This is a genomic window from Staphylococcus sp. FW104-15G4D, from assembly GCF_058790135.1.
In genome coordinates this window covers 596,022-611,044 of record NZ_JBYTCH010000001.1, presented here as the reverse complement: position 1 = coordinate 611,044, position 15,023 = coordinate 596,022, and the positions used below count along the sequence as shown (strand labels likewise).

13 protein-coding genes are annotated in these 15,023 nt (G+C 33.1%); all 13 read right to left on the bottom strand.

Annotated elements, in window-relative coordinates; genetic code table 11:
- Window positions 1–8: 8 nt before the first annotated feature.
- The gene (locus AC3WQX_RS03130) at window positions 9–620 is read right to left on the bottom strand and encodes a cell division protein SepF (RefSeq protein ID WP_023350430.1); all 612 of its coding nucleotides are present in this window, start codon (window positions 618–620) and stop codon (window positions 9–11) included.
- A complete protein-coding gene (locus tag AC3WQX_RS03125) occupies window positions 617–1,291 on the bottom strand; it encodes a YggS family pyridoxal phosphate-dependent enzyme (protein ID WP_002435178.1) in 675 nt (224 codons plus the stop codon). The genes AC3WQX_RS03130 and AC3WQX_RS03125 overlap by 4 nt, the downstream gene beginning before the upstream one ends.
- 17 nt (window positions 1,292–1,308) lie before the next feature.
- Window positions 1,309–2,100: a peptidoglycan editing factor PgeF gene (gene pgeF / locus AC3WQX_RS03120; protein ID WP_023350431.1), complete on the bottom strand. Its 792-nt coding sequence runs from the start codon at window positions 2,098–2,100 to the stop codon at window positions 1,309–1,311.
- Window positions 2,101–2,353: 253 nt separating this feature from the next.
- Entirely contained in the window at window positions 2,354–3,541 is a 1,188-nt protein-coding gene (ftsZ, locus tag AC3WQX_RS03115; protein WP_002435258.1) for a cell division protein FtsZ, read from the bottom strand.
- Window positions 3,542–3,573: 32 nt separating this feature from the next.
- The gene (gene ftsA / locus AC3WQX_RS03110) at window positions 3,574–4,974 is read right to left on the bottom strand and encodes a cell division protein FtsA (RefSeq protein WP_492739791.1); all 1,401 of its coding nucleotides are present in this window, start codon (window positions 4,972–4,974) and stop codon (window positions 3,574–3,576) included.
- Between the two features lie 103 nt (window positions 4,975–5,077).
- On the bottom strand, window positions 5,078–6,493 hold the full coding sequence (locus tag AC3WQX_RS03105; protein WP_037560582.1) for a cell division protein FtsQ/DivIB: 1,416 nt from the start codon (window positions 6,491–6,493) through the stop codon (window positions 5,078–5,080).
- A 15-nt stretch (window positions 6,494–6,508) separates the two neighbouring features.
- On the bottom strand, window positions 6,509–7,858 hold the full coding sequence (gene murD, locus AC3WQX_RS03100; protein WP_002435137.1) for a UDP-N-acetylmuramoyl-L-alanine--D-glutamate ligase: 1,350 nt from the start codon (window positions 7,856–7,858) through the stop codon (window positions 6,509–6,511).
- A gap of 1 nt (window position 7,859) precedes the next feature.
- Window positions 7,860–8,825, bottom strand: a complete 966-nt coding sequence (gene mraY, locus AC3WQX_RS03095) for a phospho-N-acetylmuramoyl-pentapeptide-transferase (protein ID WP_492739789.1) — start codon at window positions 8,823–8,825, stop codon at window positions 7,860–7,862.
- Window positions 8,826–9,003: 178 nt separating this feature from the next.
- Window positions 9,004–11,349: a penicillin-binding protein gene (locus tag AC3WQX_RS03090; protein WP_023350434.1), complete on the bottom strand. Its 2,346-nt coding sequence runs from the start codon at window positions 11,347–11,349 to the stop codon at window positions 9,004–9,006.
- Entirely contained in the window at window positions 11,330–11,731 is a 402-nt protein-coding gene (gene ftsL, locus AC3WQX_RS03085) for a cell division protein FtsL (RefSeq protein WP_023350435.1), read from the bottom strand. The genes AC3WQX_RS03090 and ftsL overlap by 20 nt, the downstream gene beginning before the upstream one ends.
- Before the next feature lie 12 nt (window positions 11,732–11,743).
- On the bottom strand, window positions 11,744–12,679 hold the full coding sequence (gene rsmH, locus AC3WQX_RS03080) for a 16S rRNA (cytosine(1402)-N(4))-methyltransferase RsmH (protein WP_002435203.1): 936 nt from the start codon (window positions 12,677–12,679) through the stop codon (window positions 11,744–11,746).
- A gap of 14 nt (window positions 12,680–12,693) precedes the next feature.
- Window positions 12,694–13,125, bottom strand: a complete 432-nt coding sequence (gene mraZ, locus AC3WQX_RS03075; protein WP_002435248.1) for a division/cell wall cluster transcriptional repressor MraZ — start codon at window positions 13,123–13,125, stop codon at window positions 12,694–12,696.
- Window positions 13,126–13,268: 143 nt separating this feature from the next.
- Window positions 13,269–14,882, bottom strand: coding sequence for a bacillithiol biosynthesis cysteine-adding enzyme BshC (gene bshC / locus AC3WQX_RS03070; protein WP_023350436.1), 1,614 nt, complete (start codon window positions 14,880–14,882; stop codon window positions 13,269–13,271).
- Window positions 14,883–15,023: the final 141 nt, after the last annotated feature.

Sequence of the window (15,023 nt, the reverse complement as noted above, 5' to 3'; positions counted from 1 at the left end):
TAGACTCCTTATTCGTAATGTTGCTCCATGTTTTCGATATGATCAGTTATGCTTCCAGCAACTTCTACGTTATCAGGTGTACATAAGAATATATCAGTTCCTACACGCTGAATATCTCCACCAATCGCATATACTGTTCCACTTAAGAAGTCAATAATACGTTTAGCAGATACTTTATCAATGCGTTGTAAGTTTACTAAAGTAGCACGTCTATTTTTCAATTCATCCGCAATATCTTGTGTATCAGAAAACACACGTGGTTCAAATAAGCACATTTTAGAGCTTTCTTGTGTCGCATAATTTTGTGATGATTGGTTCATAGTTACAACATTACGAGAATTACTCTTTGAATTATTATTCATACGATAATTCCTTTCTTCAGAAGTTGCACCTTTTCTTGTTGTGCTCTTTTGAGGCACAGATTTGATTGCATTTTGTTTGTTTACACTGTTTTGTGATTGCGTTGATGGTACATTGTTTTCATTTCGTGATTCAACATCACGTTCTTGTACACGCTCACGTGTCTGAGATGTTTCACGTTCTTCTGGTGCTTCAACTTCTTCTTCATCTTCTACTACAAAAAATCCATTAAATAAATCCTTTAAAGCCAAGGGGCTCACTCCTCTTCTCCTACAAGTTTAGTCCCAATTCTGACAAAGGTTGCACCTTCTTCAACTGCTATCTGATAGTCATTACTCATTCCCATAGATAATTCTGTGCAAGGTGCATGTTCTAAATTGAATTGTTGAATTTCTTCTTTTTTATGTCTTAAATCATTGAAAATTGATTTTATGTACACACTATCATCAGTTAGAGGTGCCATTGTCATTAAACCAATTACTTTGATGTTTTCATAAGCTTTCAGTTCTTTTAAAAATTCATTAACTTCGTCTAATGCTATACCATGTTTAGATTCTTCCCCAGAAACATTAACTTGTAAAAAACAAGATACAACATGGTCTGCTCTCTTATTAATCTCCTTAGCTAAACTCAGGCGATCTAAAGCGTGAAAATAGTCAACTTCGTTAATTACTTCTTTAACTTTTCTAGATTGCAAAGAACCAATAAAGTGAAATACAACATCATCAGGTAATGCTGCTTTTTTCTCTTTGAAGCCTTCTAATCTATTTTCGCCAAAGTGCCTAATACCTGCTTCATAAGCTTCTTTAGCTCGCTCTATTGTAACATACTTTGTCACTGCAATCACGTGAGGGTGTGCTGAATTAGAACTTTTTTCTAAATGTTCACTTATTTCTTGTTCAATTTGTTTTAAATTTTGTTTAACACTCACTATCGTTCCTCCTCACTTTACTTGCGTCCTATAAATGCTAACATACGTCCAGTCTGACCTTTTTCAATTCTATAAGAGAAAAATAAGTCTAAATTTTCAGAAGTAGCATACTCAGTAATATAGATATTATCTGATGGGACGCCTACTTCTTCAAGTAATAAAGCATTGGCTTTTTTTAAATCAATACCATGTTTGTCTGCTGCACGCGAGTCAATATATTTAGATGAGTCAATTGTTAATGTTTCAAATTTACCTTTGATATCATCATTGATTTCATAGGAATTAGATGTTGCTGGTCCAATAACCACTTGTAAATCATTTAAATCAAAGTCAATTTTTCTAACCATCTCTTTTACGATCTCACCATAAGTACCACGCCATCCAGCATGGGCAAGGCCCACATAACCATGCTTCTCACTATAAAAGTAAACAGGAACACAATCAGCATAACACATGGTTAATAATATATTGGAATCATAAGTAAAAATGCCATCTAACCCATATAAGTCATCAGTTAATTCTTCAATATTCATACCTCGATGTTCTTTAGTAATTTCTGTGACTTTATTTCCATGTGTCTGAATTGGGAAAACCCAATTATTTCTATCGAAGCCTATTTCATTTGCAAGAATTTCTTGATGTTGAGTAATATTAGCTTGATTATCATCCACGTATCTAGCCATGTTAAAAGCGTGTTCTGGATAATGACTCAGTCCATTCTCTCTAGTTGTGAAACCAAGCTTAATACTATGAGTAGGTTTTACATCATAATCTAAATAATGTTCTTTCTTTATAAACTTTTCAGTCATTATGTTTCACCACCATTTGAGAATGTTAATAAAGCAATTATTATAATTCATGACAATTAAGTATATTATAAAACTATTATATATCATACTTTCTACCATTTAAACTACAAGTTACAAGAATAAATAATTTAAATATATACTTAATGTTGGTGTCATGAAAATTAATTAGTAATATTATGTAATTCATAAACTGTAATTTAAAAAGCCATCAGTACAAACTCTGATGGCTTTTTATCTAAATTATCTTATATAATTAGCGTCTTGTTCTTCTAGAACGTCTTTCTTCTCTATTTCTAATAAAGCTAGGAATGTCGTCATCTTTTGTAGAGTGACTTCTTTCGCTTACGCCTTCTGAAGATTGAGAGCTAGTTGAAGTGTTTGTAGCAAATGAGTCTTCTTTAGGAGTAGCATGACTTTGGTTAGAAGAACTACTATTAACACTTGAACCGAAACCAGTACTTGTAGCTTTACGACCTTGAGATGACGGTTTATCTTCGAAACCTGTAGCAATCACTGTAACAACAATTTCGTCTTGAAGTTCAGGATTAATTACTGTACCGAAGATCATGTTTACATCTTCGTCAGCCGCATCTTGAACAATATCAGCAGCTTCTTGAGCTTCAAATAGTGAGAGTGATTCTCCACCAGTAATGTTCATAAGTACGCCTTGAGCACCAACAATTGAAGTTTCTAATAATGGTGATGAAATAGCTTTTTTAGCAGCTTCAACCGCTCTATTTTCACCAGAAGATACACCGATACCCATTAATGCTGAACCTTGGTTAGACATAATAGTTTTAACGTCGGCAAAGTCTAAGTTTACCTCACCTGATACAGCGATTAAATCTGAGATACCTTGTACACCTTGACGTAACACATTATCTGCTTCCTTGAATGCTTCCATCATAGGTGTAGATTTGTCTACGATATCTAATAAACGATCATTAGGAATAACAATTAATGTATCAACTGCAGCTTTCATTGCTTCAACGCCAGCGGCAGCTTGAGTTTGACGTTTACGTCCCTCAAAACCGAATGGGCGAGTTACAACGCCTACTGTTAAAGCGCCCATTTCTTTAGCGATTTTAGCAACTACTGGAGCAGCTCCTGTACCAGTACCGCCACCCATACCAGCAGTAACGAATACCATATCTGCACCTTGGATAGCATCTTCGATTTGTTCACGAGATTCTTCAGCAGCTTTTTTACCAATTTCAGGATTTGCACCTGCACCAAGACCTCGCGTTAACTTTTCACCAATTTGGATTTTTGATTCCGCTTTAGATAAGTTAAGCGCTTGTCCATCTGTATTGATAGCGATAAACTCAACGTTATTCATGCCGTGGTCAATCATACGATTAACAGCGTTGTTACCGCCGCCACCTACACCGATGACTTTCAATGTAGCTAAATGATTAAATCCTTGTTCAAATTCTAACATTTAAATTTCCTCCTAGTCTTAATGGCCAATAATCATTCAAATAGAGATTTCATTAGTTTTTTAAATTTACCTTCTTCTTTGTCCTTACCTTCTGATTGATGATAATCATCTTCGTGATGTTCTCTGCGGTCTTCATATGTTTCCTCACGAGGTGATTCAGGTTCTTCCTCATGATTCTCTTTTTTGTTTGATTTACGTTTAAACCAATCAAAACCGCTCGATTTAGATTCGTTATCTTTATCTTCAGATTCGATAACTTCCTCTTCAAATCCTTCATTATCTTGATAACTAATTGTAACATAATCTAATAACTCGTCAAAAGCGATACTACTAGAAATTGTCGAAATAGCAGAAGAGAACTCAGGTTTTCTAATACCCATTTGAGATGGAGTATGAATTCTTACTTTCTCACTTACCATGTCTTGCAGTAATTCTTTTACACCAAGTAAGTTAGCAGAACCACCTGTTACAATAAATCCGCCATTTACTTTAGTAAGTCCAAGTTCTTGTAACACATCGAACACTTCAAAGAATATATCCTCTACACGTTGTTCGATAAAATCGCTTAAATCTTTTTGAGTATATTGAACATGTTCTTCACTATCAATTTGATCTACTGAGAATACATCTTGTTCTGAAGCTGAATCATAGAAAGCATGTCCATATTGATGCTTAATCTTCTCAGCAGTATCATATGTAGTATTTAAGCCTTGCGCAATATCATCTGTAATATCACGACCAGCCATTTCAATTGAATCAGCATCTACTAACTCACCACGCTCATAAAAAGCAATTTGAGTTAAATCTTCGCCAATATCAATGACACAAGCGCCTAATTCTTTTTCTGTAGCGGTTAAAATTGAACCATAATTGTATGCATCAGAGTAAACATCTAATACATCTACGCCACATGCTTCAACACATTTAATCATATTAATTAAAATAGATTTCTGTATAGCTATAACGCCTCCATCAACTTTCAATGAATGTCTAGCAATTAATTCTTTAGGGTCAGAAACTTCATTGTCTTTATCAACTACGAATCGAATAGGAAAGACATTAATCACTTCTGTTTCTGTTACATCATTCTTATCACGAATTCCGTCTAAAACTGATTCAATGTGTGTTCCATTAATTTCAGTATCTTCATAAAATTCAATTTCATTTGATTCATCGTATACTTCGGTACCAATGATAGGTAACTTTAAGAATACTTCTTTTATATCTACACCAGAGGCAATTGAAGCCTTCTTAATTGTATCTTTGATTGCTTGTCTCGCAATATCAAAATCATCAATAAGACCATTCTTGATACCGCTAGTGTAGGTTTGTCCTGTACCTATCACATTTATTCCATTGTGAAATTTTTCGCCTACTATCGTTTTTACACTTGATGAACCTATATCTATACTTACATAGTAATGTTCCTCCATAGATAGGCACCTCCTGACAAATTACTATTAAAATACACTATGTTTAGTTTACAATACGTTGAATAGCTTGTGAACTATAAACACATAGTATTAACGAAATTTTTTAATTATTATCTTTTGATTGATTATTAATTTTATTTAAAACACTTTGAAGTTCTTCTTTAGCTTCACTTTCTTGTTGTGTAGATTTTGTTACATTCTGGTCGGATTCAGACTCAGCACCTGTTGCTCCATTATAAGGTATGAATGAAGCACCCACTGATAAATCAATATACCCATCAGTCTTAAGATTACCTGAATCATCTCTACTTAATGATTGTGACATCTGCGGGTAATATTTCATTTTATCGGCTATTGTAGTAATATCTCCGACAACTTGCATGTCATCTTTAGTGAAGATTTCAATTCTATTTTGTTTGTTCTTCTCTGGAGCATAACTAACTTCAGCAATTAAACTTCTTACTTCAGGTGACATTTCAGATAAAGCTTGAATGATTCGTGTTTTTTTATTTCCTTTAAAACCATCGATAATTGGTCCGTCATGTGAAACATCATCACTGTAATCTTTTAATTCTTTGCCATCTTCTATAATTGGAACGTAACTGTCTTTATTTTTTTCTAAACCAACAACTTGGTACTCAGTTACTTTTACATTTATGGTGTTAGGCAATTGTTTATGAATTTCAACATCCTTGATCAAAGGATTCTTCTTCAAATTGTTAATTGCTTTCCTCTTACTAAATGTGTACATTCTTGAATGAGATGTAACATTTAACTCTTTATTGATTTTACTTTTACTAACATTATTATTACCTTTAATATTCACATTAGAAATCTTGCTTAAAGGAGTGAACATATAAAGTAAGAATATAACAATCAATAATACTAATACAGTAATAATGATATACTGTATTCTTTTTTGTCTTTTTCGGCGTAACGCTCTTTTTTCTTCTAATGTTAAAGGTTTATGTTGTTCATTTTTATCTTTTTCTGTGTTGTGATCACTATTATTATTAATAAAAGGGATCTTATTTATAAAACCTTTTTTATAACTTTTCTCTTCATGAACGTCTTTATTCGCCTTACCACTCTCATCTTTACTAGATTCAGAAGCATCACTTTTACTATCCGATTGAGATTGTTCTTCTATATCTTCGATGTCTTCATTTGTATTGTCTTCATTAATCTCTGTTTGAGAGTCTTTATGATGTTGTATTGCTTCATCACCGTGATTTAGACTATCTTTATCATGTTCATTTTCGGATTGAGTCTTTTTATCTTCATTAGTACTTTCCATCTCTGGAGAATCATTATAGGGAACATCATTTTCTTGTGTTTCCTCATTCGAATATTCATCGTTATTAACTCTGTCACCGAAACGTTTTCTTTTTCTATTACGAAAATCTTTATTTCTTCTAAAAAGACTCACATCATCTTTATCATTATTGTCTTTCTTAGATGTAGTAAAATCTTCAATGCGCGAAACTTTATCATTTTTGTTTTTATTATTTTCATCCATGAGCATTCACACTCCTTAATAAGATGGCAAGTGTGCTCGGAATCTCTCGATAAATTTCTCACCACGTTCTTCAAATGTTTTATATTGATCCCAACTTGCACAAGCTGGTGAAAGTAACACCACATCATTAGGTTCGATAATGTCTTGAATTTTATCAACTGCATCTTCAACGTTCGTTGCTTTAATTACATATTTACCTTGGCTATTACCTAGTTTAGCAAATTTTTCTTGTGTTTCTCCAAAAACAATCATTACACGGACATTATTCATATATGGTATAAGTTCATCAAAGTCATTGCCTCTATCTAAACCGCCACATAACCAAATAATAGGTTGTGTGAATGAATTTAAAGCGAATTGTGTAGCTAAAGTATTAGTTGCTTTGGAATCATTATAATATTTATTCGTACGGTGAGTACCAATGTATTGCAGTCTATGATCAATTCCAGAGAAAGTTGTCAGACTATCTACGATGGCTTTAACTGGTACGCCTGCCAAAATAGCAGCTAATACTGCAGCCAAAATGTTTTCTAAGTTGTGTTCGCCTGGTAAAACTAAATCTTTAACATTTATGATACGAACGCCATTAAATACGATAAATCCGTCTTTAATATATATTCCATTAACTTCTTGCTGTGTTGAAAAATAAAGTGTTTTTGATTTTAAATTCTCTGTTTCAATTAAATGTCTTTGATGATAGTTACAAATGAGATAATCATCTTCAGTTTGATTTTTATAAATTTGTTTTTTCGCATTTTGATAATTTTCTAAAGACTCATGATAATCTAGATGTGCTGAATATATGTTTGTAATGATTGCTATGTGAGGTTTGTATTCATCAATACCTAATAATTGGAAAGATGAAAGTTCTGTAATCAAATATTCATCAGCTTTAACTTCTTGAGCTACCTTAGAAGCAACATAACCTATGTTTCCTGATAGACGACCTGTTAAGACACTTTTTTTAAACATATCCCCTATTAGAGATGTCACAGTCGTCTTACCATTTGTGCCAGTCACACCTATAATAGGTGCCTCAGAAATAAGGTAACTTAATTCGACCTCGGTTAAGATTTTTAAACCTCTGCGAACTGCCTCATCAATAATTGAAACAGTATAAGGGATACCCGGATTTTTGACAATAATAGGATTATTATCAAGTAGCGAAAGAGGATGTTCACCACTTATTACCTCTATCCCCATTGATTCAAGATCTTTTGCATGTGCGTCTTGGGAAAGGTCCTTTCCATCATTCACTTTGACGTTTGCACCCAATTTAGCTAATAATTTTGCAGCTTCATAACCACTTTTAGCTAAGCCAACTACTAGAACATTTTTATTTTCTAATCCTGTGTAATTCAGCACTCTAATGCACTCCAATCCATAAACCTATTAATCCTGAAATTAAACCTACTGTCCAGAATACAGTTACTACTTTCCATTCTCCCCATCCACTTAATTCAAAATGATGGTGAATAGGACTCATTTTAAATACACGTTTCTTAGTTAATTTATAAGATGCTACTTGCATCATAACTGATAATGTTTCAATAACGAAAACTAATCCTACAAAGAAAAGCGACAATTCCTGATTTAACATAATTGAGATTGTAGCGAATATTCCTCCTAATGCAAGACTACCTGTGTCACCCATAAATACTTTTGCTGGGTTTAGGTTATAAGGTAAAAAGCCTATTAATGCAAACACCATAATGACACAGAACGTACCGATTGCTGGGGAATCTAATATAAAGCTCATTATTGCATAGATAGCAAATCCAATGATAGATAACCCTGTAGCTAAGCCATCCAGTCCATCAGTTAAGTTTACCGCATTTGAGAAACCAACCTGCCAAAAGATTATAAATATTACATACGCGAAGGAGAGTGGTAAATCAAAATGAGTAAACGGAATATGTAAATTTGTAGTGAAATTAACTAAATGAAAAACATCACCTAGCACAAAGAATATAACTGCAATTAAAATTTGAGCTAAGAATTTTTGTTTACTCGTTAAACCTTGGTTGTTTTTCTTAACTACTATAATATAATCATCAATAAATCCAATTAGTCCGAATCCAATAGTGACTAATAATAATAAAATAATAGGATTTGATTTATCGACAAATATGATTGCAATAATAGATGTAATAATAATACTTATTAAAAACGTGAGTCCACCCATAGTTGGTGTTCCTGTTTTTTTCATGTGGCTTTGAGGCCCTTCTTCTCTAATGCTTTGGCCAAATTTCATTCTTTTTAACGTAGGAATGAGCACTGGTACTAATATAAATGTTATGAGTAGTGCGATGATCGCATATATAAATAACATATGAATCTCCTTTTCTTCACTTTCTAATATATTCGTTAATTGTAAATAACCTTTAATAGTTTATCAGTTTTCGGTTTATTTTCATATAAATCTTTAAACATAAACAAATGAGGTTGGGACCATCTCTTAGTTAATCCCTAAAATGATCATCCCAACCTCTGTTGTCTGCTTAGTTCAATCAGCTGTCATCGCTGGAACTTGAATTATTTTTTGAATTGCTATTGGAGTCTTTTTTAGAGTCAGAACTTGAACTATCCTTTGATTCTGATTTAGAAGATGAGCTTGAATCTTGTTTAGAGTTTTTATCTTTAGACTTACTTTCATCTTTCGAATTTTTACTAGCTTCTGTTGCATTTGAATCATCTTCACTATCATCAGTTTTATCAGCAGATAGTGTCACTTCTACTTTATCTTTGTTTTTCAACGCTTGGCCTTTAGTAATACTTTGGTTAGTTACAAAACCATTACCTTTAGTGGAAACTTTAATATGTGTTAAGTCTTCAAATGCGAGTACATCTTCTTTTGTCCAACCTGTCATATCCGGCATAGTGATATCACCATCTGTAAGTAACATTACTTTACTATGAGGTAAAATCTTAGTCCCTGCTTTGACAGATTGAGATTTAATTTGCTTACCACTACCTATAGTAACTGGTTTGAGCGACTGAGCATTCATACTATCTTCTGCTTTTTGTGTTTCTTGACCTTCAACGTTAGGTACCTTACTGTAATCAGCTTTAGATGCAGAATCACTTGATTTACCTACATTGAGATACTTGAGTGTGTTTTCCATAATAGGTTTAAATGCTTTACTTACACCCATCTCGTAAGCTTCTTCATCATTTTTCTGAGCTAAACTCATACCCGCGTAAACGATGACTTTAGGATTTTTCTTCGGCGCGTCACCTATAAAGCTTACAAAGTAAGGATTTTCACCTTTAACATATCCGCCACCATTTGAATCTGCTACTTGAGCGGTACCAGTTTTACCTTCGATGTCGTAACCTTTAACGCGATAATTCATCGCATGACTTTGTTTACTATTAACAACTTTGTCTAACTCTTTTTCAACTTTATCAGCAGTATCTTTTGAAATTGGTTTTCCTGCGTACTCTTTTTTACCACTATAGAAGTTTTTCTTAGTGACAGGATTATCAATACTATTTACAAACCAAGGTTTTAACATATTACCTTTATTGAAAAATGCTGATTGTGCTTGAATCATCTGTACAGGTGTAACAGTCGTAGATTGTCCAAACGCAGATGTTTTTTGTTGTAACTCATTAGCCCAAGCTACGTGGCCTGATGCTTCTCCATCAAACATTCCATCTGTTTTCTTACCAAAGCCAAAACGTTCATACCATGACTTCATCTTATCTGCACCAACTAAATCTTGTAAATGCATCATTAATGTGTTAGATGAATAGGTGAAGCCTAGAGTCATAGGTATATTGCCCCAACCTTCTTTATTCCAATCTGAGATCTCAGAACCCATAATGTCTCTGTGTCCAGATTTATATTTTTCATTAGGTTTAAATTTACCTTCTTGGATAGCAGCAGCTAATCCGTAAGACTTGAATGTAGAACCTGGTTCATACGTATTTTGGTATAAATCGTTAGCCCACTTTTTACCAAAATCCTTACCTGTTTCAGGGTTAAAGGTAGGTCGTTGACTATAAGCGAGTATTTCACCTGTTTTAGCGTCCATTACAACTGCAAATAAATCTTTAGGTGCATATTTCTCTACCATGCCATCTAACGCTTCTTCAACAAAGACTTGAATATTAGAATCAAGCGTTAAATGAACATCGTCTCCTCGTTTAGGAGTTTGTTCTTTTTTAGTATTAGGAGCAATATAACCCCAAATATCTTGGATATATTTAAGAGTACCTTGCGTTCCATTTAAGTAGCTATTAAAGATTTTTTCAACACCTAATGCACCATTTAGTTGTCCTGTGTCAGGGTCTTTTTGAGCCATACCAATTAAATGAGAGGCAAAGTTTCCATTAGGATAGAAACGTTCTGTCTCAGGATATAATGAAACCCCAGGTAAATTCATTTTTTCAATTTTTTCTTTATCTTGATAAGTTAAGTTAGTTCCTTTTTGACCAAACTCAACTTGGAAAGCTTTCTTTTGATTGAGTCGTTTTTCAATATCAGAAGCTTTCATATCTATAACTTTAGATAATTGTTTAGCTGTTTTCTTCTTATCTACTACGTGACGTGGCTTTTTACTATTTTGACTTGCCTTTTTATCGACAACTGCAACAACTTTATACCTTTCAACATCTTCTGCAAGAACCTTCCCATTGCGATCATAAATTTTACCACGCTCTGGTTGCTCAGAATTTTTTACTAAGTATTTTTCATTTGCCTTCATCACAAGATTCTGACCATTTGAATGACCAGTTACCATAATATATGAGAACCTTAAAACCAATATAAAAAAGAGCAGTCCGAATAAACCAACTAGAAGGACTGCCCCTATTTTATTTTTTTTAATTTTAATTTTTCGCTTCGCCATTACTACGCACTACCTTTACATTATCGTTCTGTAGGCTCATACCTTGTTTTTTAGCCTTATCGTAAATGCGTTCATATGAAGAATTTTTCTTGATTTCAGACTTTAATGCGCTGTTTTCACTAGATTGTTTTTCTATTTTTTGATCTAAATCTGCAATTTTTCCCCGCGTATCATACGCATCCATTTTTAAAGATAGCATATAAATACTAATCATGGCAATTACTGTAATAAGCGTTATGTATAAAACTTTTTCAAATCTAGTTAATTGTACGACTACTTTTCTTTTAACAGTCTGTTTTTCTGGACGAGATTGCGGTTGTCTTTGTGGAATACTGGTTTGAGTTGCTTCATCATAAGGTTGATAAATTTTTTCTACAGCCATTTCAATTACTCCTTATTTTAAAATTTCTGCAACACGTAGTTTTGCACTACGCGCACGATTGTTTTCGTCTAAATCTTCTTCAGTAGCAGTTATCGGTTTGCGATTTACACGTTTTAATTTCGGCGAGTAACCTTCAGGAATAATTGGTATCCCTCTCGGAACTTCTGGTCCTTTCTCATATTCTTGGAAAATTTGCTTACATAAGCGGTCCTCCAAAGAATGGAACGTGATGACCGAAATCCTTCCATTAACATTTACACTCTCAATTGCTTGTTCAATTGAATCTTCAAACGCGGATAATTCATCGTTTACAGCTATTCGAATTGCTTGAAAAACTCTTTTAGCAGGATGTCCCCCTTTACGTCTCGCCTTGGCAGGTATACCTTCTTTGATGATGTCAACGAGTTGTAAAGTCGTTTCTATTGGATGTTGTTCTCGATTAGCTTCTATTCTTCTTGCAATTTGTTTTGAAAACTTTTCTTCACCGTAACGATAAAAAATCTTTACCAATGCTTCATAAGACCATTCATTCACTACCTCATAAGCAGATAGTGATTGAGTTTGATCCATCCGCATGTCTAATTTCGCATCGTGATGATAACTAAATCCTCTTTCAGGGACATCCAATTGCGGACTCGAAACACCGAGGTCGTAATAGATGCCGTCTACTTTTTCAATGTTTAAATCTTTTAAAATATTCGTTAATTCTCGAAAGTTGTTATGAACAAAAGTGACTTTATGTAAGTGTTCTTTCAAAACAACTTTTGCATTTTCTAAGGCTGTTAAATCTTGATCAATCGCAATAAGTCTACCTTCATCATTTAATTGATTAAGTAAATAAAGGGCGTGACCTGCACCACCAAGCGTACAGTCAACATACACACCATCTTCTTTAATATTTAAATAATCAATGGTTTCGTTTAACATGACGCTGACGTGATGAAACACTTGAATACCTCCATTTAAAAATCAAAATCTATTAAATCTTCAGCAATATCTTCGAAACTATCTTCTGATTCTTCATAGAAGTCATTCCAAGTTTCTCTGTCCCAAATCTCAATACGATTAGACACACCTATTACTGTACATTCTTTGGTTAAATTAGCGTATTTCCTCAAATTCTGAGGTATGTTAATACGACCTTGCTTATCTAATTCTACTTCTACAGCACCAGAGAAGAACATACGCATAAATTTACGTGCGTCTTTTTTAGTCATAGGTAAGGTTTTCATCTTCTCTTCAATTTGTTGCCATTCTTCAAGTGTGTAACCAAATAAGCATTTATCAAGGCCTCTAGTGATAATAAAACGTTCATTTAAGTCATAACGAAACTTGGACGGTACTATCATACGTCCTTTTGTATCTAATTGATGATCGTATTCTCCCATGAACATTTTTTATCACCTCACCTTATTTATAATTTACCACATCTCCCCACTATCCTCCACTAATTATGCAAAATTAGTTCAATTTATTTGCTCAAACACAAAAAAACCCGTTTTATCAAAAAGATAAAACGGGTTCAAACGCCTTTATATCAAGGTTTTATAATTATATGATCAAAAGTGTAATGAAGTGGTGGGTAGGTGGAGGGATGGAACACATTTTTCCCAAAATCATTCATTATTTGTAATGGATTCCAAATTCTTTCTTGTAATCCACCCATTGGATGGAGCACTTCATTAATTTCTCTAAATTGGCGCATACTAATATCATTTTCCCTTTCTACATTTAATAAGTAGCGTTTTAACAAGTAATGATATTGTTCTTGGTGAATTTCATTATTCTTCTCTATCAATAATTCATTATCATGATTTCCTGCAACTTGAGATTTCAATCTTTCAGTTAGTTGTTGCTGTTTTACTTTCATTTGCTCTACTTCATCTATTAATTCTTGAGAGGCTTTTTCACGTACAAATTTCTGTCTATCTTGTTCTACTCCATATGAAATGATAGTTTCAGTTTTCAGATTATATTGTTTCAATAATTTTTTAGTTCTATCATACATATAGCTTATTCTAAGTCTAGGTAAAACAATGGGCATTTCAACATTAAGTAAATTAAACACTTCTTTTAATTCTGACCAGTACTTTATTTCGCTTGGTCCACCAATAAATGCAACAGTATTAAATAACCACTCTTCCATAACTGGACGAGTAACAACATTATTTGATATTCTCTCGGGCTCATTTTCAATAATGTTAAATAAATCTTCTTTTGAATATGACTTCTCCGATTTACTAGTAATAAATCTGCCATCTTTATATTTTAATAACTGTCTCATATTTTCATCATGAATAAATAAATGAGTATTAGTGTCTGTCTGAATCATTGGATTTAATCCTTGTGCTTCAATTTTGGATTGTGTGTCTCGAAAAGCTTGATCCAATTTTTCACTTTTATCTAGTATATCTTTGAAAATAGGCTTTTCCATTTTCCTTAACTCTGTGAATTGAGCATCTAGGAATAATACCCCATATTCTTTGAAAATTTCATGTAGAAGTCCTTTGAAGATATCAGTCCAATTTTCGTAGCGTAAGATGATGTTACGACATAACTGATACACTTCATTGCTATGGGAAGTCTCTGTTAATTCTTTAAAAAACTGATTAAGCGACTCCAATAAAGCTTCTTTATCAGGAGTAAAACGAGTAACACTAGTTTCAGGTGGAGTCATCGTATGATATTTAATCTTATCGAGCGTTGCCTTCTTATGATTAAATACAAAAGTATGATTAACTTCATCAAAATCATGGTCTTCTCCAGCAATCCAAAAAACGGGAATAATTTTTTCATTATATTGATTTGTCAGTTGATTACTTAGAGTAATAATTGAAAAAATTTTATGAAAAGTGTAGAGAGGTCCTCCAAACAATCCCGCTTGCTGTCCTCCAATTACTACTTTAGCTCCCTCAGCTAAATCTTTAATATTCATAATTTGTGATTCTGACAAATCTAAATCACTCATATAAGATTTTATAACAGAAGAAAGTTGCTCTTCTCTACCATTATTTGGAGTATTAAGTCTTTTAGAGAAACTATCTCTTAAACTTGCATCATATTCATAAAACCTCGCAATTTGAGAATCGCCATTTTTTATTTTAGAGATAAACTGATCATCTTCATTTAACTTTATTACATTGCACTTCATGTTTTAACTCCTTCAGTATCACTATTACTCATATAGTATAAAGACTATACTCATTTATGACAATTTTACGGCTTAAATTTATTTATATATTCATTTTAAAACTGGAATTTTCTATAATTTTAAATAAATGAAAGTTAACAT